Genomic DNA, 23,470 nt, shown 5'->3' on the forward strand with positions numbered 1-23,470 from the left:
ATTACTCCAATACCAAAAATTAATGAGTCAGATATAATCAAAGAAGAAGTTCCTTATAATGGAGAAATAAATCTTTTAGATAATATTAAAAATCTACCAGATGGAGCAGAAGTTGAAGATGTTAGTGACACAATTAGTACTAAGATTTCAGGAACCTACACTGGAAAAGTAAAAGTAATCTTTAAAGATGGATCATCAAGGATTGTTGAAATTCCTATTGAAGTTCTAGCTCCAATGGCAGAAAAATTCCCAGTACAAAATCCTGATAAAACTGAGGTTGAAAATCTTGAAAATATAAATCCTACAGAAAAATCTGAAATTGAAGAAAAAATTAGGGAAGCAAACCCTCAAGTTGTTTCAATTGAAGTTGACGATAGGGGAAATGTGACTTTAATTTACGAAGATGGATCAAGTAATTTGATCAAGGCAGAAGACATAATTATCTTAAGAGAAAAGACACCTGAAAAGGAAGAGCCTGAAGAAAAACCAGGAGAAGTAGGGGATAATGACCCAGAAGAAAAACAAGGAGAAAAAGACAACAAAGACCCTGAAGAAAATCCTAAAGACAATGAGGAAGAAGACAATAAAAAGACAGAAAATAAAAGAGACTCATGGAATGACTTTCCAAGATACTATGCAAGAAATCATAGGACGCCAACTTACAAGGTAGAAACAAAAATTACTTACAAAGAAAGTAAGCCACAAGTCAATTCAAAAAAATTTGTAATTAATATGAAAACAGGCACTTACACTACAATAGAAGATGGCAAAACTTTAGAAAGAAACATGGAAGTAAAACCACTTATAAAATATGATAGAACTTTCTTACCACTTAGGACTTTGGCTGATATTCTCGATGCCAAAGTAATTTGGAATGAAGGAACAAGGACAGCTTCCTTTACAAGAGAGGGTCTCACAGCCCTTATACAAATCGATGGCAAGAAAATTGTCTTGTCTAATGGCGAGACAATAGAACTTGAATCAAAAGCTCTTAATATTAATGGAAGAATTTATCTTCCCCTAGTTAATGTCGCACAAGTCTTTGGACTAACAAGTGGTAACAGACTCGATGGAGAAGACCAAGATATAGAGTGGAACGATATGGATAAGACAGTTACAATCAACATTAAATAAAATTTTAAAGAGGAAGGGAGACCTTCCTTTTTATTTGCGAATATATTGAAATAAAAATATTATAGGACAAAGTCACTGAATATTTTGTTATAATGACCTTGAGGTGAATTATGACTTATTTTATTATCTTATTAATTTTAATTATTTTTTTGATTCCACAAATTCACTATAGAAAGTCCAACAAACTTTTGCAAAATGAAGATGTGGATTTAAAATGTGACTTAGAATTTATTTCTGTGAAAAAGGAAAATGATGACTTTATAGAAGTTGGTAACGAGAAAGATTTTTATGAACTTCCAAACTTTGAAAGAGTTAAAATAAAATCCTACGATGGTTTTGTTTTAGACGGAGGATTTTTTCCAGTGGAAGACCCCAAGGCCTTAGTGCAAATTATCCATGGAGCTCTTGAGCACAAGGAAAGATACTATTACTTGATTAAGTATTTAAATGAAAGGGGATACTCCTGCTTTATATCTGACAACAGGGGGCACGGAAGGTCCACAGGAGGCAAGTACACCACTGGCTATATAGATGGAGTGGAGAAGGTTGTTGACGATAACATGGCCATAACAAAGGCACTTAAAAATAAATTCCCAGGCACTGATATTTATTTAATTGGTCACTCACTTGGCACTGTCTTTGGAAGAATCTATCTTGAAGAGGGCGACGATCTAATAAAAAAATTAGTATTGTCAGGGCCACCAAATTATGTTCCAGAAGTTCCACTTGCAATTTTTCTTGGAAATTTTATAAACTTTTACTTTGGAGAACAAAGAACAATTTATTTAATGAAAAAACTTTATACTGGAGACAAAAAACACTTTGATTGGTTGTCTTACTCTAAAGAAAATATAAAAGATGCAGAGAGAGACCCTCACATGCCTTCAGTTTTTAAAAACAGGGGTTACCTTGCTGTCTTTGAAGGTGTAAGAGAATTAAAAAACACAAAAAACTACAAGTTTAAAAATCCTGATCTTGATATATTTTTTGTTGCAGGAGAAGATGACGTAGTAATTGGGGGAGAGAAAGGCTTTGAATCTTCTATTAATCTCTTAAAAGAAGTTGGCTACAAAAATATAGAATCAAAACTTTATAAGATGATGAAGCACGAAATTTTTAGGGAAGAAGAGAGGGAAGAAGTCTTTAAGGACATTGTAGACTTCTTGGAAAAGTAAAATGAACTCTTATTTAATAATCGGAAACTTAAAGAAAAATAAAAAGCTGGATAAAGATTTTGAAAAATTACTTGAGGAACACTTAAACTATCATGAGAATGAAGTTGATGTGGGGAATTTAATTATCTCTGGCCCAAGGGATGAGGGTGGAGGAATAGGAATCTATTTGGGAGATGAAGTCAAGGACTTTTGTGACAATGATCCGCTAGTCTTGGGAGGTTACCTGGACTACGAAATCATAAAATTTTATCCCAATGCCATAAATAAAAATTTAATAGAATTGTTTATCCAATAAAAAAAGCTGAGAAAGAAAAATTCTCAGCTTTATTTTTATTTAAGATCAGTCAAAGGACAAGTCCCCACTTGTGTCGTTGTCATTCATAAAGTAAACCAATAGCTCATTCGCTTCGTCGAAGTCATCTTCTGATACATAAATTCCCTTTTCATAAAGAGAGAAGCCAGAGATGAGACGCATATAGTCACCCTCGTCTTTGACAAAATATGGAATTGAGTTGTCTTCTAAGAAAGCACATATCTCATCAAAGATGAGTTTATTAGTTGAAGTCACAAGTTTTACATATTCAATGTCTTTTTTCATATTATCACCTAAGGAGATTATACCACGAATAGGATTGAGAATGAATTTAAGAAAAAATAAATAATTTAAAAAATTTGTCGCTTTAAAGGGGAAAATACACTAAATCTATTTAAAAAAATTGGCTTTTGTGTTAGTATTTCTAGTATATAAAAAAGGAGAGAGCGTATGTCAAAACAAAATGAAGGATTTTCATCAATCCTAGGATTTATTATGGTTGCCATTGGCCTTGCCCTTGGTATAGGAACTCTTTGGAGGTTTCCTTACGTAGTTGGCGAAAACGGTGGAGCAATATTTATATTCTTGTATATTTTAATTATCTTAGTTATAGGAATTCCCCTAATGACTTGTGAAGTTACCATAGGTTATGCAACGGGTAATGCCGCCATAGATGCTTACAAGACTTTAAAACCAAACACAAAATGGTATCTAGCTGGTTACTTACACACACTTGCTGCCCTAATAATTGTAGGTTACACTTCAGTTATTTATGCATGGATAATAAAATATATAGCGGGAGCATTTATGGGTGACTTTGTTGGACTTGATAGCCAAGGAATTCAAGCTTACTTTGATGCCTTTAACGCTAAAAAGACAACAGTTTTTATATTTTTCTTAGTTAACTTCGTCCTTAACAACGCAGTTATTATTCTTGGAGTTCAAAAGGGAATCGAAAGAGTTTCAAAGATCTTAATTCCAGTTTTATTTGTAATTATGATAATTATCATTTTCTTTGGACTTAGACTACCTGGTGCAAAAGAGGGTATTACTTTCTTATTTAAACCAGACTTCTCCAAATTTTCCTTTAACTCAATTATAACTTGTTTGGGACAGGCCTTCTTTGCCTTGGGACTTGCCATGCTTGGGTCTATGGTATTTGGTTCTTACATCAAGGAAAAGGACGAAAATATCTTTAAGGACTCAACAGTTATTTGTCTAGCCCTAGTATTTGCAGGAATTTTATCTGGATTTATGATTCTTCCAATAGTTTTTGCAACAGGGCTTACACCAGGGGAAGGAGTTGGACTTACATTCTTAACTCTTCCACTTGCTTTTAACGTTGTACCATTTGGTAGAGTACTTTCAGTTCTATTTTACTTTGGTTTCTATATTGCTGCCTTTACTTCTTCTGTTGGGGTTCTTGAAGCAATTGTAGGACAATTTATGGAAAGATTTAAACTAGAAAGAATCAAGGCCCTAATGCTTGCAAGTGCAATAATAGTTCTTATTGCAGCTGTATCAATTTTCTATGATCCAGCCTTTGCCTTCTTGGATAATGTTGAAAGTAATTATATCTTAGTAATTGGTTGTCTACTAATTGCTCTTTTCTCAGCAAGAGCTTGGAAGATGGAAAATGTTCTTAAGGCAGCAAACATTAAAAGTCCTTTTGTTAAGACCTGGATGAATGTCAGTATAAAATATATATCACCAATTGTTATAGTTATAATTTTCTTAAGTCAATTTATTAAATAAAAATAAAGGTCCCATGGAAATCCATGGGACTTTTTTAATGGGATTTTTTATATTTAAAGAATAAGTGAAAAATTTTCAAAATATCTAATTAAAAATTTGCAATAAAAAAGTGGGGGACTGACCTCCACTTTTTTAGTAACAAAAAAGACCCTGGCTGGGTCTTTTTCATTTTCATTACATGTTCTTTGAATAGAATTCAACGATTAATTGGTCTTCAATTTCTATTGGAACATCTTCTCTGTTTGGTAGAGAAACTAAAGTTGCCTTAAAGTCTTCGTCCTTAGAAATGTAAGGATAGTTTACAACAATGTTAGTGTTGTAGTTTTCTTTAAATAGGTCAACTTTTCTTCCTTTAGCTGATAGTGCAATAACATCGCCAGGTTGACATCTGTAAGAAGGAATGTTTACTTTCTTTCCGTTTACAGTTAAGTGACCGTGGCTAACCATTTGTCTTGCTTGTCTAATTGAAGATGCATAGCCCATTCTGTAACATAGAGAATCTAATCTAGTTTCTAGGAATATTACAAGGTTTGGACCAGTTTGGCCTTGAGTTCTTTGAGCTTCTTTGAATAGATTAACAAATTGTTTTTCAAGTACACCGTAGTATGCTCTTAATCTTTGTTTTTCTAAAAGTTGCTTACCGTATTCAGTAAGTTTTTTATCACTTCTTGCAGTACCTCTTGTAGCTCTTTTCATTGCCTTTGGGTGACCGCATACATTTAGTCCAAGTCTTCTTGATTGCTTGAACTTTGGATCCATCATTTTTGCCATTTTTATCAAACTCCTTATAAATTTTCGCCGCGATAATTTATAAGCCGATAGCATTATACTAAATGACAATGGCTTTGTAAAGAGAATTACAAAATATAATGAAAACTTTATAGAGCAACAAAAATTATTTGTTATAAAACCCATTTAAGTATTAAAAAATTTGAAGGATTTATGTTATACTTAAGTTAATAAGAATAATCTGAACGTATAGAATACCTAGGAGGATTTATGAAAAAAATAGAATTTGTTGATACTATTCTTCGTGACGCTCACCAATCACTTATGGCAACACGAATGACTTACAAGGATATGGAACCTGCACTAGAAAGACTTGACAAGGTTGGCTACAAGGCAATCGAATGTTGGGGAGGAGCAACTTTTGACTCCTGCATAAGATATTTAGACGAAGATCCATGGGAAAGACTTAGAAAAATTAAGTCTAATTTTAAAAACACTAAGACACAAATGCTTCTAAGAGGTCAAAATCTTTTAGGATATAAAAACTATCCAGATGACATCGTAGAAAAATTTATTGAACTATCTGTTAAAAATGGAATTGATATAATAAGAATTTTTGATGCACTTAATGATGTAAGAAATATTGAAACATCTCTTAAGGCAACAAAGAAGGCTGGAGCAGAAGCTCAAGTTGCAATTTGTTATACGACATCAGAAGTTCACACTATTGAATACTTCACTGACCTTGCAAAGAAGGTTCAAGAAATGGGAGCAGACTCCATTGCCATCAAGGACATGGCTGGAATTTTAACTCCACCTGTTTCAAGAGACCTAGTTAGATCAATGAGAAAGGTAATTGACATTCCAATAGAACTTCACACTCACGAAACAACTGGTTGTGGATCTATGACTTACCTAAAGGGAATTGAAGAAGGTGCCGATATTATTGACACAGCAATTTCTCCTTTCTCAGGTGGAACAAGTCAACCACCAACAGAAACTCTTGCTCTTATCTTAAAAGAAGCAGGATACGATGTTGACCTTGACCTAGACATTCTAAATGAACTTGCACCTTACTTCCAAGAAGTTAAGAATAAATATCTTAACGACGGAACAATGAGAGTTAAAATGCTTACAGTTGATCCAAAGGGACTAATTTATCAAGTGCCTGGTGGAATGCTTTCAAACTTAAGCTCTCAACTTTCTGCAGCTAAGCAAGACCATCTATTTGATAAGGTTCTTGCAGAAGTTCCAAATGTTAGAAGAGACATGGGCTTCCCACCACTTGTTACTCCAATGAGTCAAATGGTTGGTACACAAGCTTCCTTTAACGTTATGACTGGCAAGAGATACAAGATGGTTCCAAATGAAATCAAGGATTATCTAAAGGGACTTTACGGAAAGACTCCAGTGGAAGTTGACGAAGCTTTTAGAAAATCTATAATTGGTGATGCAGAAGTTATTACTGACAGACCTGCTAACCACTTAGAACCAGCTTTTGACAAGTACAAGGCAGAAATTGGGGACCTTGCAAGATGTGATGAAGACGTATTGACTTACGCACTTTTCCCACAAGTTGCCAAGGACTTCTTAGCAAAGAAATATTCTAAATAAGTTTGATTTAAAGATGCTACTCCGTGAGGGTAGTATCTTTTTTTGCATCTTATAATAATTTGTTGTATATTAATTTTAAATAAATTTATAAATTGAAGGGATGATTAAATGGACTATAAAAATTTTAAAGTCGATGACTATATAGAAAAATACGCAGAACTAATTTTAAAGATTGGTTTAAAGATTAAAGATGGGGACAAGCTTGTAGTCAGATGTCCCATTGAAGCAAGAGACTTTGCCATTAAATGTACAAAAAAAGCTTATGAACTAGGTGCTGGTGAAGTTGTAGTTGACTACAGAGACCAAGTTATTTCTAGACTTAAGTATGAAAATGAAAACATCGATGTCTTAACAGACATTCCTAAACACAAGGTTGACAAGGAAAACTACTACATGGAAAAAAAGGCAAAGTATCTTTCAGTTACAGGTTCAGACCCAGATGCCTTCAAGGGAGTAGATTCTGATAAATTATTTCAGTCTAACCTTGCCAACTCTAAGGCACTAAGAGATTTTTCTGCAAAGATGATGGCAAATTACGTTTCTTGGATTGTTGTGGGAGCAAGTATTCCATCTTGGGCTACAAAAGTTTTTCCGGACCTTGAAGAAGATGAAGCTGTTAAAAGACTTTGGTTTGAAATCTTTAATTCAGTTAGACTTTTTGAAGATGATCCAGAAAAAGCCCTAGAAAATCACGTAGATAACTTAAACAGATACAGCAAGTTCTTAAATGATGCTAAGTTTGAAAAATTAATTTACAAGTCTGAAAGGGGAACAGACCTTGAAGTTGGACTTCCAAAGGGCTACATCTTTGCAGGAGCAGGAGATATAAATTCTGATGGAGAACAATTTATTGCCAACATGCCAAGTGAAGAAGTTTTCTCTGCCCCAAGACTTGATGGAGTTAACGGAAAAGTTTATTCAACAATGCCACTTAACTACAATGGAAATTTAATAGAAGACTTTTATTTAGTATTCAAGGATGGACTTGTTGTTGATTATGACGCAAAAGCTGGAAAAGAATATTTAAAAAATATTTTAGAAACTGATGAAGGAGCAAAGAGACTAGGAGAAGTCGCTCTAGTTTCTTATAACACACCAATTTCCATGAGAAAGGTCCTTTTCTACAACACACTTTATGATGAAAATGCATCCTGCCACTTTGCCCTAGGTAAGTCTTATCCAACTTGCCTTGAAGGTGGAGAAAAACTTTCAATAGAAGAGTTAAAGGAAAGGGGAATGAACGATTCCCTAACTCATGTTGATTTCATGGTGGGAGACGAAACTACAGAAATCATTGGCGTCAAAGAAAATGGAGAGCAAGTTCAAATCTTTAAAGAAGGAAATTTTGTAATTTAATAAAATTAGAAAAAAATTTAAACCTCTTCACTAGAAATAGTGGAGAGGTTTTTTTATTTTTATCTAGAAATTAAGAATTAGCTTGTCTATTTTTTTAACATCATGCCTTTAATATGATAAAATATTTTTAATAAGATAGTTTTTTGATTAAGGAGGATATTTATGAAAGGATTTAAAAAATTATTACTTGGGCTTGCCTTGGTCCTAACTTTAAGTGCCAATGTCTATGCCTACAACTTTGACACGCCACTTGTAATTGATGGCGCAGATTGTGAGACTGCCTACAAGGGTGACTCAAAATTTTATGGATTTATATCAAACAGTCGTACCTATGTACCCTTAAGATTTGTCAGTGAAACTTTGGGATTTGACGTAACTTACGATCATACTACTCGTAATATTACAATCAAGGGAAATGGTCAAGAAGTTGGCATGAATGTTAAAAGCAAAAATCTTGAGGTCAATGGACTTAAGAAGACAATGGACGTGGCTCCAATTCTTTGCAATGACAGCACTTATGTTCCAATTCGCTATGTTGGAGAATCTCTCAACAAACCTATTAGCTGGAATCCAAATGATGGTGCAGTTTATATTGGAAATGGACTTAACACAAGAAATATAGACTACTCAAATCTTAAAAAGTTAGATTTTTCCAAGTATGGCTTTACTCTTTATGTAAAAGATAATTTTGAAAATAATATTTTTATTGAAGAGGCACCACCAGAAGGTCTTGTAAACTTTTATGACAAGGGACTTTATAAAAAGGGAACAATGAATGGACTTGTTGGTTCAATTGGTACAGAAAAAGAAAAAGCCATCTTCCCAGCTCTTAATCTTTACCAAGAAAATGGAAAGGTCCTAGTTAGATACGAGTTCTCAGATAAAAGTCTAAAGAAGTTTGATCCAAGCCTTAAGGGAAGCGACGATACCCTTAAAAATTTCCAAGAATCAGTTGCTCTTCCAACAAATAATATTTTCCCAAAATTTGATTTGAAAAATATTAATAAAGTAGAAGATAGTACAGAAAAAATTAAGCCAGTTGAAAAAGCAAAAGAAAGCGCACCAAAAGCTGCTCCTATTAAGGAAGCCTACACTACTTTCACTTTTGGAAATCCAAAGGTAACAATTAAGATTCCTAATGATCTTATGAAGGAACTTGTAGTTGAGAAGTCAACTTGGAGACCAGGTTACTTTATATTAGACAAAAAAATTGTCCAATCAGGTAATAAAACTTTTGGAGGATGTATTAAGTATTACGAACAATTTGAGCAAAAAAAAGGCGATTATGTTATGTATGACGGTCTTTACAAACTTATAAATTCCAAGGGCACAATTAAAACTGCTGAGGGAATTCCTAGAGATGCTCAAGTAGACTATAGGAACAAGGAAATGACTAAGCATTATCAAGAACTTTCAAAAAGAGTTGATAAGGAAGTAATAGTTACAGTTGAAAAATGATTTTTAAAATGAAATGAAGTCAGGTATGAAGGCCTGACTTTTTTTAATTACTTTAGAATTTGTAAAGGTTTTCTGCTAAAATATAATTAAGAAAATAAAAGTAATTTACATAAATAGATAAGGAGGTATTATGTACTCTTGCACAAAAACTTGTACCTTAACTGGACTCAACGGATATCCAGTTGACGTAGAAGTAGACTTATCAAATGGAATGCCAAAAATCATCCTAGTTGGACTTGCAGATACAGCTGTCAAAGAATCAACAGAGAGGGTAAAGTCGGCAATAAAAAATTCTGGATACGACTTTCCAAAAAAGAGGATTACAATAAATTTAGCTCCTGCCAATCTTAGAAAAGACGGAACTCAACTTGACCTAGCCATTGCAGTGAGCCTCTTAAGTTGTGATGAAAGCCTTGATATGGACTACTCACCCTATGTCTACATGGGAGAGCTTGCCCTTGATGGTAAGGTAAATAAAATCCAGGGTGCCCTTCCCATGGTCATATCCATGAGGGAGAAGGGCTACAGAAAATTTATCGTTCCCTATGAAAATCGCAAGGAATGTGCCATAGTATCTGATGTAGAAATTTATCCTGTGAAGACCTTGGAAGAAGTTGTGTCTTTTATAAGGGGAGAGATTCAAATTGAAAGATGCATGGGAAGTCTAAAGAGGGAAAAGGTTTCTTATGACATGGATTTTTCTGATATAAAGGGTCAAGAAAACTTGAAGAGGGCTCTAGAAATTTCAGCATCTGCAAAGTCAAATATTTTAATCTTAGGTTCACCAGGTTCGGGAAAGACCATGGCAGCAAAAAGATTTCCAACAATCTTGCCAGAGCTAGACTTTGAAGAAGCCATTGAAGTTACAAAAATTTATTCTATATCAGGACTCTTAGACGACAACTCACTTATAACGAAACCACCCTTTAGGTCACCCCACCACACAGCATCAGCAGTTTCATTGATAGGTGGAGGAAGGATACCAAAACCAGGAGAAATATCTCTTGCCCATAAGGGGGTCTTGTTCCTAGATGAATTGCCAGAATTTTCAAAGTCTGTCTTAGAAGTTTTGCGTCAGCCAATGGAATCCAAAGACATAATAATATCTCGTGCTAATGCAAATGTTAAGTATCCAGCAGACTTCCAGCTTGTTGTTGCTTTAAACCCTTGTCCTTGTGGCTACCATAATTCCAAGACTCACGAGTGTACTTGCTCGCCTTATGAAATTCAAAGGTATCTTTCAAAAATTTCTCATCCACTTTTGGATAGGATTGACATCCATCTTGAGGTACCTGAAGTTAATTACAAGGATATTTCTTCCGAAAGGTCTGGAGAATCTTCTGAAGCTATAAGAAACAGGGTCAAGTATGTTAGGGAAGTTCAAAAGGATAGGTTTAAGGATGAGACTTTTAAATACAATTCTGAAATTCCTGAAAATAAATTAAAAAGATACTGTGCCTTAGATAATAATTCTGAAAAAATTTTAGAGCTTGCCTTTAAAAAATATGGAATGAGTGCAAGGACTTACAATAAAATTTTAAAGATTGCAAGGACCATTGCCGACATGGATGGTTGTGAAAATATAAAAGAAGATCACGTACTTGAAAGTATCCAGTATAGGACTATGGACAAGAAGTTCTGGGGCAACTAGGAGGATCTAATGGATGAAAGAGATTTACTTATTTTTTTAAATGCAATAAATTTTTCCAGCCAAAACTCTTTAAAAGTTTTGGATTACTTAATGGATAAAAATATTCCCCTTGAAGATTTTTATAAAGTTAATTATTTGGAAGAGAAGGTCCTTTCAGAAAAGAGTACCAAGAGGTTAGATAAGAGAGCTAAGGACTTTGAACTTATAATAGAAAAGATTAGGGAGAAAACCCATTCAATTGGTGTTCACATAGTGACAATCCTCGATGAAGACTATCCTGATGAACTTAGGTACATCGAAGATCCACCTTCTCTTCTTTATGTTAGGGGAAATTTAAATATTTATAATCCCATTGCCTTTGTTGGAGCAAGGTCCCACTCATCTTATGGGAACATGGCTGTAAATAAGATAATTGACGATTTGAGGTATTATGACTTCACAATTGTAAGTGGCATGGCCTACGGCATTGACACCCTATCTCATAGAAGGGCTCTTCAAAATAATCTAAATACAATTGCAGTCTTGGGGACAGGAATTGATGTAATCTATCCAAAGTCAAATAAGGCCCTTTATGAAGAAATCTCTGAAAAGGGAGCAGTTATTAGTGAGTTTCCCTTAGGAACTGAAGCCAACAAGTTTACCTTTCCCATGAGGAACAGAATAATTTCTGGGCTTTCAAAGACTGTCGTAGTTGTTGAAGCAAAGGATAAGTCTGGCAGTCTAATTACTGCAAGGCTTGCTGCAGAACAAGGAAGAGAAGTCTTTGCAGTCCCAGGCAATATTACATCCATTTATTCTGTTGGAACAAATAAGCTCATTCGTGATGGAGCAATTCCTTTAATAGAAATAAAAGATATCTTAGATTTTTATCCAGGGATTTTGGATAAAAAAGAAAAAGAAGAAAAGATTGAATTAGATTTGGAAGAAAGAGCAGTCTATAATCTCATTGAAAAGGGGATAAATAACACAAATGATATTTGCATAAATTTAAATAATGAGGTATTTTATATAAATAAGCTACTGACAAAATTGGAACTTAAGGGAATTATAGAAAAAATTTCCATGAACGAATTCCAAATTTTAAAATAAATTTTAGGAAGAAGGAGATGATATTTTGGCAAAAAATCTCGTAATAGTCGAGTCACCTACTAAGGCAAAGACAATAAAAAAGATGCTTGGCAGAAATTACAATGTTATTGCATCTGTAGGCCACGTTAGGGACCTACCCAAGTCTAAACTTGGTATAGATATAGAAAATGATTTTGAACCACAATACATGAATATATATGGTAAGGGTCCTTTAATTAAAGAAATTAAGTCTGAAGCAAAAAAAGCAGACAAGATATTCCTTGCAACCGACCCCGATAGAGAAGGAGAAGCCATATCTTGGCACCTTTCTTATATTTTAGGTATGGATGAAGATGATAAAAACAGGGTTACCTTCAATGAAATAACTAAGGACACAGTAAAAAGAGAAATTAAAAACCCAAGAACTATTGATATGAACCTTGTTGATGCTCAACAAGCAAGACGTGAACTTGATAGGCTGGCAGGTTATAAAATTTCTCCCCTACTATGGAAGAAAGTTAAGTCTGGCTTATCAGCAGGTCGTGTTCAATCAGCAGTCCTAAAATTAATTTGTGATAGGGAAGAGGAAATTGATAGCTTTATCCCCGAAGAGTACTGGACTATTGAAGCTGATTTAAGGGCAGGAAGAAGGAAACTTCTTGCTGATTATTATGGTGTAAAAGAAAATAATAAGGCTAAAAAAGTTGAGCTTAAGACTGAAAAGGATGCTGACAAAGTAATAAATAATGTAGATAAGGACAAGTTTACTGTGGACTCTGTGAAGAAGGGAAAAAGAGCTAGAAAGTCTCCAAATCCTTTTACAACTTCTACAATGCAACAAGAAAGTTCTAGGAGAATTAATTTTTCCACAAAGAAAACTATGATGGTTGCCCAAAGTCTTTATGAAGGTGTTAAACTTCCAAAAGAAGGTTCAGTAGGTCTCATAACTTACATGAGAACTGACTCAGTGAGGATTTCCCAAGAGGCACAAAATGCATGCCTAAATTTTATAGAAAAGTCTTATGGTAAGAATTATCTTGGAAAGTCAAAGGCACCAGCTAAAAAATCTGAAAACATTCAAGATGCCCACGAATGTATTAGGCCAACTGATGTTACAAAAACACCTTACTCAATAAAAGATTCCCTCTCAAAGGATCAATTTAAATTGTATTCCTTAATTTGGAAGAGGTTTGTTGCATCACTTATGGCAAATGCAATTTTTAACACAATATCAGCAGATATAGTTTCTAATCTTGAATTATTTAGGGTAACTGGGTCTACTTTGGACTTTGACGGATTCTTAAGAGTTTACGACTATAGCCTTGAGAAGGCAAAGGAACTTCCGCCACTTGAGGAAGGACAAGTTCTAAAATTAAAAGATATTAAGAAGGAACAACACTTCACAAATCCGCCTCCAAGATACAACGAAGCCTCACTCATTAAGGAGCTTGAAGCCTTGGGAGTTGGAAGACCTTCTACCTATGCGCCAACAATTTCTACTCTCCAAAGTAGGTATTATGTAGTTCTTGAAGAGAAGAAATTTGTCCCAACAGAGCTAGGTCAAACAGTAAATGAAATCTTAGTAGATAATTTTGACAACCTAGTTGACAAGAAGTTCACTGCCCAAATGGAATTTGAACTTGATGAAATTGCTGAAGGCAAAAAACCTTGGAAGGAACTTGTCAGGTCTTTCTATGGTGATTTAAAAGAAGATCTTGACAAGGCTTATGAAAATATAGAAAAAGTTGAAATTGAAGATCCAGTGACAGATGAAATCTGTGACAAGTGTGGCAGAAATATGGTCATAAAAATGGGTAGGTATGGAAAGTTCTTGGCATGTCCAGGCTTCCCGGAATGCAGGAACACTAAACCTCTTGTTGAAAAAATTGGAGTTAAGTGCCCAGACTGTGACGATGGAGAAATTGTAGTTAAGAGATCTAAAAAGGGAAGAATCTTCTACGGCTGTGACCAATATCCAAAATGTGAATTTGTATCTTGGAACAAGCCAATTGATGAAAAATGTCCAAAGTGTGGAAGCATTTTGACAGAGATGAATTCAAGAAATAAAAAAACAATAAAATGTAGTAATTCTACTTGTGACTACAGGAGAGAGGAAAGTGAATAATTTTTCTTTTGATCTTAAAAATATTTTGACAGAAAATTACTGTCGAAAAAATTTTATAGCTCCATATAGAGAAGAAGGCGACCTAGTGGTCTTCTACTCTTTACATATTAATGACGAGATCTTAAGCTACAATCTCGGCGAAAAACTAGGAAGAAAAATTTCTTTTGAGGAAGCTAGTATTGATAAGATAAATCTAATCCTAGATGAAATTTATAATAGTGATGGAAAAGATTATCTTTTAGAAGATATAAATAAGGAGTATGAGGACTTAATAGTCTTAGAAGATGAGGACAAGGAAGACTCACCAGCTGTTAGAGCCCTTGATTATATTCTAAGAGAGAGTATTGCTAAAAATGCTAGTGATATCCACATAGAACCAAGGCATGACAATATAGTTGTGAGAATCAGGATTGATGGAGCCCTAAATAAGTTAATTGAATTGCCAAAAAAGATTTATCCCCATTTAATAACAAGAATAAAGATTCTATCTCAACTTGATATTTCAGAGAAGAGACTCCCTCAGGACGGAAGATTTTCCTTTGACTTTAAGGGAGATAAGATTGACATAAGGGTTGCAACAACACCTACTGGAAGTGGCGAAAAAATAGTATTAAGAATTTTAGATATCCAAAGAATTTCTTACACTCCAGAAGGAATTGGGCTTGTGGGAGAAAATTATGACAAGGTAATGAAATTAATTTCTCAACCATCAGGCTTGATTCTAATTTGTGGCCCAACATCTTCCGGTAAGACTTCATCCCTATACACTCTTTTAAGAAAAATTCAAGATGATGACATAAACATCATGACTATTGAAGACCCAATTGAGTATAAAATTGACGGTATAAATCAAATTGAAGTAAATCCCAACACAGGTCTAAGTTTTGAGAAGGGCCTAAAAGCAATTTTGAGGATGGACCCAGATAAGATTATGATTGGTGAAATAAGAAATGAAGACACTGCCCACATAGCAATTTCGTCATCAATTACTGGTCACTTAGTTTTATCAACTCTTCACACAGAATCTTCACCAGCTTCAATAGGAAGACTTATTGATATGGGAATAGAGCCCTACCTAATTTCTGCAGGTCTTATTGGTGTAATATCCCAAAGATTAATAAGAAGACTCTGCCCTTACTGTAAGGAAAAGATTAAAAATACAAACCCACTTATAAAAAGTGAATTTATCTATAGGGCAAGGGGTTGTCATAAGTGCAACCAAGGTTACTCTGGCAGGATGGCTGTATTTGAAATAATGATTGTTGATTCCGAAATTAGGGACATGATTAGCAGGAGAGAATCTGTTAAAAATATAAAAAATCTCGCTATAGAAAAGGGAATGAAGACCCTATCAAGTGAAATTCTAAACTTAATAGCAGGTGGAGAGACAACTTTTGATGAGTATTATAAGAACATACATACTGTTGGTGAATTATGATTTACAAGTACAAGGCCTTTAGGGGCAGGGAAAAAGTTAAGGGAAATATTAAGGCTGACAACTTAAAAGAAGCCAAGGAGAAATTAAAAAGAGAGGGACTTAGGCCTATAAAGATAGAAGAGAATATCGAATCTTCAAATTCTTTTGACTTCAAGAAAAAATTTAAGAATGAAGATCTCTATATTTTATTTAGACAACTCTCTCTTTTTATAAATTCTGGAATAAATATAGAAAGTGCCTTTGAAATATTATCCACGCAGTTTTCAAAGGACAAGGGAAAGATTCTAAGTGATATTCGAGATAACTTAAGGTCTGGGACTTCTCTATCAGATGCAATGAATATGACTGGAGCTTTCCCAAATCTTGTTATAAACATGGTTTATGTTGGAGAAAACACTTCAAGTCTTGGAAAAATTTTTAATAAACTTTCTGATTACTACATAAAAAAGAGAAAGACTCGTTCAAAAATTATTGAAGCCATGGCCTATCCTATAATTCTTTTAGTTACTTCAATTTTTATAATTAATTTTTTGATTATAAATGTAATCCCAAGTTTTGCGGAGATTTTTTCTGACAACAATAACTTGCTACCACTTCCTACAAGAATTTTATTAGGATTTTCAAATTTTATTTATAGAAACTATTTATTTATATTTCTAGGAATATTACTACTGGTATCGATTGCATTAATTTATCATCAAAAACACCCCAAGACTTTTAATTCTTTCTTATTAAAATCCTCTTACTATAAGATGACTAAATCCATGAACCTATCCTTTAATATGGACCTCTTACTTGGATCAGGCCTAACAGTGGATAGGAGTCTTGAAGTAATTTCTAAGATGGAAAGAAATATGAGTTTAAAAGAAAGGTATCAAGAAATTTTAACTAAACTGAAAGCAGGAGAGCATCTTTATAAAAGCTTCCAAGAAGCTGAAGTTTTTTCAAATATTTTGCTATCAATGATTAGGGTTGGAGAAGAGTCTTCAAGCTTAAGTGAAGTTTTTTCTATAATGTCTTCATATTATGACGAAGAATTAAATTCCAGAAACCAAAAATTCCTTGGTCTAATGGGACCAATTTTAATAATTATAATGGCATTGATAATTGGATTTATAGTGCTGTCAATTGCACTACCAATTTTTGATATGGTAAATCAATTTTAGGAGGGACATATGAAAAACAAAAAAAGAAACAAGGGATTTACTTTAATTGAGTTGGTAATTGTAATAGCAATTATTGCAATTTTAATTTCCATTGCAGCTATGAGATATAGCTCAACTAACTTGGCAGCAGAAGCGGCAGCTCACAATGCCAATGTCAAGGTCTTAAAAAGTGCAGGCATCTTATATTTTATTGACAATCCCGATAAAAAAGGTGAAATTAATGCAGAAGATTTAAAGCCCTATCTTGAAGGAGGAAAGATTCCAAAACCCGCCAAGCATCTTGATGGAGCAAAAGATTTTAAAATCACATCAACAGCTGATGGAGATGTAACAGTAGAGCCAGGTCCAATAAAAGTTCAAGACAAGAAGCTCGTCAAAGATAATGAAAGTTAACTTATATTATATTTTTATATCTTTATTAGTATTTTTATTTGGAGGTTCTCTTGGATCCTTTTACAAAGTTTTTCTTGAAAGAAGGGAGAGAGGAGAAGACTTTATATTTTCTCAAAGTCATTGTGATTCTTGCAAGAAGACTTTAAAGTTTTATGAAATGATTCCAGTTTTTTCTTATATATTTTTAAGAGGGAAATGCTCTTATTGTGGAGAAAGAATTGGAAGAGAAAACTTTTATCTTGAAGTCCTAACTTCTCTCTTGGCTCTTTTAGTTTTTATGAGATATAAAATTTCTCTTGAGACCCTAATAGTTATTGTTATTTTAATAATTGCATTTTTTATTGGACTTATTGACTATAAGACAGGTTATATTTATAACCTTGACCTCATAATTTTATTATTTTTTGTAGTGATTTATAAAATTTTTGTTCTTGGAGGTCTAATCGATTCCCTAAAATATTCTTTGGGAATGGGTCTTATATTTTTTCTAATATATTTTGTTACAAAGATGATGGGTCTGGGAGATGTTTATTATTCTCTTATAATGGGACTTCTGGCGAATGATTTATACGAAGCCTTTGTCCTATTTAGGGACTCCTTTATAAGTGCAGGATTTATATCTTTAATATTAATTTTACTCAAGAAGAAAACTTTCAAGGATTCCATTTCTTTTGGACCTTTTATGACTGTGGCTATAATTATTTTCTTAATTTGTAGGTGAAATATGTTTGACAGAAGTGTAAAAATTAAGCTTAACGATGGATTTGTAAATATTTTTGACAAGACAAAAAGTGAAGAAGAAAAAAATTCTGTTCCCATGCCCTATAGGATTTATAGGGATGGGAATATTTTAGATTACCATCATTTTTTCTATAAGATGGGAAAGATTTTTAAGAAACTTGATTTAAATAAGAGGGACAAGGCCTATGTGATATTTGATTCGAGTGAATTTATTCATATAAACTACAAGATTCCAGAAATTGATGAGTCTGAAATAAGAGGATTTTTAAATCTTGAATTGGAAGATTATGGAGGTTTTAACCTTGATGATTACGAAATTTTTTATAAGAAAAAATCTCTTGGAGATAACCTAGAACTTTCTATTAATCTAGTTCCCAAGGACATGATTTTAAAAATTGAAGAAGTATTAGATAAATTAGAAGTTAAAAATTATGAGATACTTCCAGAGAGTCAAACTTTCTCAAAGGATGGTAAGTTTCTAGAAGTCCAAGCTACTTACATAAAATTGATTTCTATTGAGGATGAGCTAGTAAAATCCTATGAGAAAATTTATGACGACAACATTGAAAAAATGGTTGAAGACAATGGACTAGAAGAGAAAAATGCTTCAAACATAATTAATCTTAGGTACGATATAGAGGAACAAAAAGTTGAAGAAGACTTCTTGTTTAAATATAAGAATTATTTTATCAGACACATTAATAAAATAGAAAAATTTGCAAGTGGAGATAAAATTTATCTTTTTGGAAAAATTGCAGACTCAGAAACTATTAAGGATCTTCTAAAGTCCTATAGCAATTTAGGATATGAGTATCTTGGGGAAAATTTAGAACTTAATATTTTAAAGACTAAAGAAAAAGAGAAGAATAAAACAAAAAAAGATAAAAATTATGTTAATTTCATCCTTCCTCTTGCTATATTAATTTTAATAATTTCAAATCTTTTTTATTACAAGAAGCTAAAAAATGAAAATGAAATCATAAGTGAAAAAATAAAAACTCAAGAAGCAACCGAGGGCGAGGACATAGATTTATCATCTGATAGGTTTCAAGAAAAGAATAAAAAGTTTATAGAAAAAGTTTCTGAAATACAAAAACTTGAAGATAAAAATTTGGTCATAACATCCTACAATTTTGATAAGGGAAGGATAATAGTGAGAGGCCTAGTAAAAGATGAGGATTATTTTAACAAAACTTTTAAAGATATAGATATTGTGAGCAAAAATTTTTACAAGGAAAATGGATTTAACAAATTTGAAATGCAAATCAAATAAGTGTAAAATTTTTGTGAGGTGTAAAGGATGAAAATTGGAAAATTAAAAACAGACTTGTTAGAAAAATATATTTTTGACAAGCTTGTTTCAAATAGAAAAGAAGTGATAATGGGTGGAGGAACTGGTCTTGACAATGCAGTAATGGATTTTGTAGGAGACCTAATAGTTGCCTCAACTGACCCCATAACAGGTGCTTCAAAAAACCTAGGATCACTTGCGATAAATATTTCTGTAAATGATGTGAGTTGCCAGTGTGCAGACCCAGTGGGAGTTTTAATGACACTTTTGATTCCCCCAACAGCAGACATTGACGACTTAAAGGAAATTGTAAATGATGCAACAAGAACTGCAGAAGAACTAAATGTTGATATAGTTGGTGGACACACTGAGGTAACTGATGCCGTAAATAAAATTGTAATTTCAACTACAGTCCTAGGCAGAGTCAATAAAGATAGAAGACCAGACATAAAAAGTGTGAAGCCAGGAGATGTTCTTGCTGTTTCTAAATATCTTGGCATAGAAGGCACAAGTATAATTGCCCATGAAAAAGACCAGGTAAAAGAAATTTTAAACGAAGAAGAGTATGAATTTGCAAAATCTCTTTCGAGAGAAATTTCTGTTTTAAAGGAATCTAAAATTGCAGGTAAATACTCTGTAAAACACATGCACGACATCACTGAAGGTGGACTTTTTGGTGCAGTGTGGGAGACTTCTAGAGCTTTAGGTCACGGCATAAGAATTTATAATGACTTAATCCCTCTTTTAGATGTAACTAGGAAAATCTCCGATTTTTATGAAATAAATCCAATGAAGTTAATATCAAGTGGGTCTATGTTAATGGTATTTGATAAAGAAAGCTTTGATAACTTTAAAAAAGAAGCAGAGGAAAAGGGGATAAAAGTTACAAAAATTGGAGAAATAAATGGAGAGAATGAAGCTGTAGTAAAGTATGAGGATAAGGAAATAATATTAAAAGATCCTGATCCTGATGAGCTTTATAAAGTGGTCTAAAATTATTACAATTCGGTTACATTGTTGACAATAATTACAAAAGTCTATAAACTTTATCTAGGTGAATTAAATGAAAAAAATTATTAAAATTTCAATATTGTGCTTGGCATTACTTATTACACCAGTATTTGCCAACAACTTATTTAAAGTAAGCATAGGCAGGACACAATTTCAGGTTAAGAAAGCTGGAGTTCTAGTAAATAATAGGACATTAAAGACAGAATTCTCCCCCTACATAAAGCAGGGCAGGACTTTTGTGCCAATCCGTGAAATCACAGAAAATCTCGGAGCAGATGTCAAGTGGAACAACAGGGATAAGTCAATTAAGATTAGTCTTAATGGAGATGTAATTGACATGAAAATAAATAGTTCTAATGTAAGAGTTAATGGTAAAAAAATAAGCCTTGACAATGCTCAAGCACCACAACTTGCTCTTTATTCAAGCCCAAGAAAAGAAACCAAGACAATGGTGCCTTTGAGATTTATTTCTGAAACTTTTGGCTATGATGTTGATTGGAATAACGATAAAGTTAGGGCAGAGATAAGCACAAATAAGACTAAGTCTATTGTTGAAGATGACAAGAAAGAAAATTCTAATAAAAATAATAAGAATACAAAAAATAACAAGTCTAACAATAAGAATACGAAAAAAGTTGCATCTAAGACTAAGAATTCTAATTCAAAATCAATATTCGATAGCAATTATTTTGAGTCAAATGTAGAAAAAAGAGAAACTAACAAGATTACAAAAGAAATTAAGGATGGCAATAAGGACAAGATTTTTGACCAAGCTGAACTTGATAAATCAGATGAAAAGAAAAAGAGGGTAATTAAGGATAAGATAGAAGTTAATGGCAAATTAAAAATTGTAATTGACCCTGGTCACGGTGGAAAAGACTCAGGAGCAGTTGCTCTTGATGGAGAAACCTATGAAAAGACTGTAAATCTATTAGTTGCTGAGAGATTGATGGATAAACTATCTGCCAATAGTGAAATAAGCCCAACAATAACAAGAACAAGAGACGAATACATTAAGCTTCTAGATAGGGCAGGTGTTTCTAACGATGGAGACGCTCACTTATTTTTATCAATCCACTTTAACAGTGCTGATAATTCTAGTGCCAAGGGGATAGAAGTTCTTTACGCATCAGAAAAGAACGTAAGAATTAAAGATACAGTTCAAAAAGATTTCGCATCCTGCTTACAAAAAGCTCTTATAAAAGAAACAGGAGCAGTTGATCGTGGAATTAAAAATAGGCCAGCTATAATTGTTTTAAATAAGACAAAAAATGTTGCTGCATTAGCAGAACTTGGATTTTTATCCAATGAAGATGATTTAGAAAATATTAAAGACCCTGACTACATTGATAAATTAGCACAAGGACTCTATAATGGTATAGAAGACTATATGAACACATTTGTAGAAAAATAGAAGGGGAATTATGAGAGAAGATAGACAGAACGATGAAGCAAGACCTATAAGGATTACTCCTAATTACTTAGACCATCCCGATGGATCAGTTTTAATAGAATGTGGCAAGACAAGAGTTATTTGTAGTGCCATGATCGAAAACAAGGTTCCAGGATTTTTAAGAGGAAAAAATAAGGGCTGGCTATCAAGTGAATATTCAATGTTACCTGGATCAACCCCTACTAGAAAAGTTAGGGACATTTCCAAGGGGAAACTTGATGGAAGAAGCAGCGAAATTTCAAGATTAATTGGAAGATCCTTAAGGACTTGTATAGATTTAGATAAAATTGGAGAAAGAACTATTTGGATAGACTGCGATGTTATATCTGCTGATGGAGGAACTAGAACAGCAGCAATAACAGGTTCTTACATTGCACTTAAACTTGCAGTTAAAAAAGCCTTAGAGAATAAGAGGTTTGAAGAAGATCCAATTATTTCAAAAGTTGCAGCTATTAGTGTAGGTAAAGTTAATGGAACAACCCTAGTGGATTTAGACTTTAAAGAAGACTCCAATGCAGATGTAGACCTAAATGTTGTAATGAATGATGACTTTCAACTAGTGGAAATTCAAGGAACTGGAGAAAAAGACACATTTTCCATTGAAGAGTTAAATGAGTTTTTACAAGGAGCAAAAAGAGGAATTGGAGAAATTTTCCAATATTTTGAAATTTTGGAGCAAAACCTATGAATAAAATAGTTTTATCAACAGACAATAAAAATAAATTAAGAGAAATAAAAGAAATTTTAGCCGATTTAGATATTGAAATCTTTGGAAAATCTGATATAGATGGGCTTGATTTCGAAGTTGTAGAGGATGGAGAAACCCTCTATGACAATGCCTTAAAAAAAGCAGATGCCATGGCAAAAAGAGTTGACCTAGCAGTTCTAGCAGATGACACAGGACTTTTTGTTAATGCACTTGGTGGTGAACCAGGAGTTCATTCTGCAAGGTATGCATCAGAGCATGATGACAAGAAGAATAGGGAAAAACTTTTAAACAACTTAAAGAACAAAGAAGACAGGTCAGCTTATTTCAAAACTCAGATAATCTTAATCGATTCAAATAAGAATATAATTCCAATAGAAGGAGTTTGTAAGGGGAAAATTTCAGAAGTTGAAAGAGGAGACAATGGTTTTGGATATGATAGCATCTTCATACCAGATGGATTTGACAAAACTTTTGCAGAAATGTCTCATGAAGAGAAGAATGAAATTTCTCATAGAGCAAGAGCCTTGAAGAATTTAAGAGAAAAATTAGAAAACTTATAATTATTGTAAATCTTTATTGACAATACATTTTTAATTTGTTATTATATATTTATTGTTCGTGGTGGGTATGGCCTAGCTGGTTAAGGCGTCAGATTGTGGTCCTGAAGATCGTGGGTTCGATTCCCACTATCCACCCCACAATATTTAGAAGTGCCTGGCACTTCTTTTTTTATTTTGCTAGAGTGGCGGAATTGGCAGACGCACCAGACTCAAAATCTGGCGGTCGAAAGATCGTATGGGTTCAAGTCCCATCTTTAGCACCATTTTCTATTATCGTGTATTATCGTTAACTCGCGTTTATTTGTATTTCATGCGGTTGATGATGATGCA

General features: G+C 33.4%; 21 protein-coding genes and 2 tRNA genes. 21 read left to right on the top strand and 2 right to left on the bottom strand.

Annotated elements, in window-relative coordinates; all coding sequences use genetic code 11:
- From HMPREF3023_RS01510 to HMPREF3023_RS01520, 3 genes are all read left to right on the top strand, one after another.
- The coding region (locus HMPREF3023_RS01510; RefSeq protein WP_246829162.1) for a stalk domain-containing protein at positions 1 to 1,134 on the top strand (1,134 nt) is incomplete at its 5' end.
- 110 nt (positions 1,135 to 1,244) lie between these two features.
- Positions 1,245 to 2,309, top strand: a complete 1,065-nt coding sequence (locus HMPREF3023_RS01515; protein WP_070700100.1) for an alpha/beta fold hydrolase — start codon at positions 1,245 to 1,247, stop codon at positions 2,307 to 2,309.
- A gap of 1 nt (position 2,310) precedes the next feature.
- Entirely contained in the window at positions 2,311 to 2,604 is a 294-nt protein-coding gene (locus HMPREF3023_RS01520; RefSeq protein ID WP_070700101.1) for a YciI family protein, read from the top strand.
- 45 nt (positions 2,605 to 2,649) lie between these two features.
- Here the strand turns inward: HMPREF3023_RS01520 and HMPREF3023_RS01525 are convergent, their stop codons facing one another.
- Positions 2,650 to 2,907 carry a putative signal transducing protein gene (locus HMPREF3023_RS01525; RefSeq protein WP_070700102.1) on the bottom strand — a complete coding sequence of 86 codons (258 nt, stop codon included), beginning with the start codon at positions 2,905 to 2,907 and terminating at the stop codon, positions 2,650 to 2,652.
- A gap of 165 nt (positions 2,908 to 3,072) precedes the next feature.
- Here HMPREF3023_RS01525 and HMPREF3023_RS01530 point away from each other — a divergent pair, with 165 nt between their 5' ends.
- Positions 3,073 to 4,377 carry a sodium-dependent transporter gene (locus HMPREF3023_RS01530; RefSeq protein ID WP_070700103.1) on the top strand — a complete coding sequence of 435 codons (1,305 nt, stop codon included), beginning with the start codon at positions 3,073 to 3,075 and terminating at the stop codon, positions 4,375 to 4,377.
- A 174-nt stretch (positions 4,378 to 4,551) separates the two neighbouring features.
- Here HMPREF3023_RS01530 and rpsD read toward each other — a convergent pair whose 3' ends face one another.
- On the bottom strand, positions 4,552 to 5,148 hold the full coding sequence (gene rpsD / locus HMPREF3023_RS01535) for a 30S ribosomal protein S4 (protein ID WP_070700104.1): 597 nt from the start codon (positions 5,146 to 5,148) through the stop codon (positions 4,552 to 4,554).
- Positions 5,149 to 5,376: 228 nt separating this feature from the next.
- Here rpsD and HMPREF3023_RS01540 point away from each other — a divergent pair, with 228 nt between their 5' ends.
- From HMPREF3023_RS01540 to HMPREF3023_RS01620, 17 genes are all read left to right on the top strand, one after another.
- Complete coding sequence (locus HMPREF3023_RS01540) at positions 5,377 to 6,720, top strand: oxaloacetate decarboxylase subunit alpha (RefSeq protein WP_070700105.1); 1,344 nt, start codon at positions 5,377 to 5,379, stop codon at positions 6,718 to 6,720.
- Positions 6,721 to 6,828: 108 nt separating this feature from the next.
- Positions 6,829 to 8,076 (top strand): aminopeptidase, encoded by a 1,248-nt coding sequence (locus tag HMPREF3023_RS01545; protein ID WP_070700106.1) that lies wholly within the window; start codon positions 6,829 to 6,831, stop codon positions 8,074 to 8,076.
- A 162-nt stretch (positions 8,077 to 8,238) separates the two neighbouring features.
- Positions 8,239 to 9,534: a copper amine oxidase N-terminal domain-containing protein gene (locus HMPREF3023_RS01550; RefSeq protein WP_070700107.1), complete on the top strand. Its 1,296-nt coding sequence runs from the start codon at positions 8,239 to 8,241 to the stop codon at positions 9,532 to 9,534.
- 130 nt (positions 9,535 to 9,664) lie between these two features.
- Entirely contained in the window at positions 9,665 to 11,185 is a 1,521-nt protein-coding gene (locus HMPREF3023_RS01555) for a YifB family Mg chelatase-like AAA ATPase (protein WP_070700108.1), read from the top strand.
- Positions 11,186 to 11,194: 9 nt separating this feature from the next.
- Positions 11,195 to 12,274 carry a DNA-processing protein DprA gene (gene dprA / locus HMPREF3023_RS01560; RefSeq protein ID WP_070700109.1) on the top strand — a complete coding sequence of 360 codons (1,080 nt, stop codon included), beginning with the start codon at positions 11,195 to 11,197 and terminating at the stop codon, positions 12,272 to 12,274.
- 25 nt (positions 12,275 to 12,299) lie between these two features.
- Positions 12,300 to 14,378: a type I DNA topoisomerase gene (gene topA / locus HMPREF3023_RS01565; protein WP_070700110.1), complete on the top strand. Its 2,079-nt coding sequence runs from the start codon at positions 12,300 to 12,302 to the stop codon at positions 14,376 to 14,378.
- Positions 14,371 to 15,816, top strand: coding sequence for a GspE/PulE family protein (locus HMPREF3023_RS01570; protein WP_070700111.1), 1,446 nt, complete (start codon positions 14,371 to 14,373; stop codon positions 15,814 to 15,816). Before topA ends, HMPREF3023_RS01570 begins: the two co-directional genes overlap by 8 nt.
- Positions 15,813 to 16,982, top strand: coding sequence for a type II secretion system F family protein (locus HMPREF3023_RS01575; protein ID WP_070700112.1), 1,170 nt, complete (start codon positions 15,813 to 15,815; stop codon positions 16,980 to 16,982). Before HMPREF3023_RS01570 ends, HMPREF3023_RS01575 begins: the two co-directional genes overlap by 4 nt.
- A gap of 9 nt (positions 16,983 to 16,991) precedes the next feature.
- Positions 16,992 to 17,375: a prepilin-type N-terminal cleavage/methylation domain-containing protein gene (locus HMPREF3023_RS01580; protein ID WP_070700113.1), complete on the top strand. Its 384-nt coding sequence runs from the start codon at positions 16,992 to 16,994 to the stop codon at positions 17,373 to 17,375.
- Positions 17,365 to 18,096, top strand: a complete 732-nt coding sequence (locus tag HMPREF3023_RS01585; RefSeq protein WP_070700114.1) for a prepilin peptidase — start codon at positions 17,365 to 17,367, stop codon at positions 18,094 to 18,096. The genes HMPREF3023_RS01580 and HMPREF3023_RS01585 overlap by 11 nt, the downstream gene beginning before the upstream one ends.
- A 3-nt stretch (positions 18,097 to 18,099) precedes the next feature.
- Positions 18,100 to 19,389 carry a type IV pilus biogenesis protein PilM gene (locus tag HMPREF3023_RS01590; protein WP_070700115.1) on the top strand — a complete coding sequence of 430 codons (1,290 nt, stop codon included), beginning with the start codon at positions 18,100 to 18,102 and terminating at the stop codon, positions 19,387 to 19,389.
- Positions 19,390 to 19,416: 27 nt separating this feature from the next.
- Positions 19,417 to 20,400 carry an AIR synthase family protein gene (locus HMPREF3023_RS01595; RefSeq protein ID WP_070700116.1) on the top strand — a complete coding sequence of 328 codons (984 nt, stop codon included), beginning with the start codon at positions 19,417 to 19,419 and terminating at the stop codon, positions 20,398 to 20,400.
- Positions 20,401 to 20,470: 70 nt separating this feature from the next.
- Positions 20,471 to 21,832, top strand: a complete 1,362-nt coding sequence (locus HMPREF3023_RS01600) for an N-acetylmuramoyl-L-alanine amidase (protein ID WP_070700117.1) — start codon at positions 20,471 to 20,473, stop codon at positions 21,830 to 21,832.
- 10 nt (positions 21,833 to 21,842) lie between these two features.
- Positions 21,843 to 22,559 carry a ribonuclease PH gene (gene rph / locus HMPREF3023_RS01605; protein ID WP_070700118.1) on the top strand — a complete coding sequence of 239 codons (717 nt, stop codon included), beginning with the start codon at positions 21,843 to 21,845 and terminating at the stop codon, positions 22,557 to 22,559.
- On the top strand, positions 22,556 to 23,140 hold the full coding sequence (rdgB, locus tag HMPREF3023_RS01610) for an RdgB/HAM1 family non-canonical purine NTP pyrophosphatase (protein ID WP_070700119.1): 585 nt from the start codon (positions 22,556 to 22,558) through the stop codon (positions 23,138 to 23,140). Before rph ends, rdgB begins: the two co-directional genes overlap by 4 nt.
- A 61-nt stretch (positions 23,141 to 23,201) precedes the next feature.
- Positions 23,202 to 23,278 (top strand) — tRNA-His (locus tag HMPREF3023_RS01615).
- A 38-nt stretch (positions 23,279 to 23,316) separates the two neighbouring features.
- Positions 23,317 to 23,403, top strand: a tRNA-Leu gene (locus HMPREF3023_RS01620).
- Positions 23,404 to 23,470: the final 67 nt, after the last annotated feature.

This window comes from Peptoniphilus sp. HMSC075B08, from assembly GCF_001815405.1.
GTDB classification, from domain to species: domain Bacteria; phylum Bacillota; class Clostridia; order Tissierellales; family Peptoniphilaceae; genus Peptoniphilus_A; species Peptoniphilus_A harei.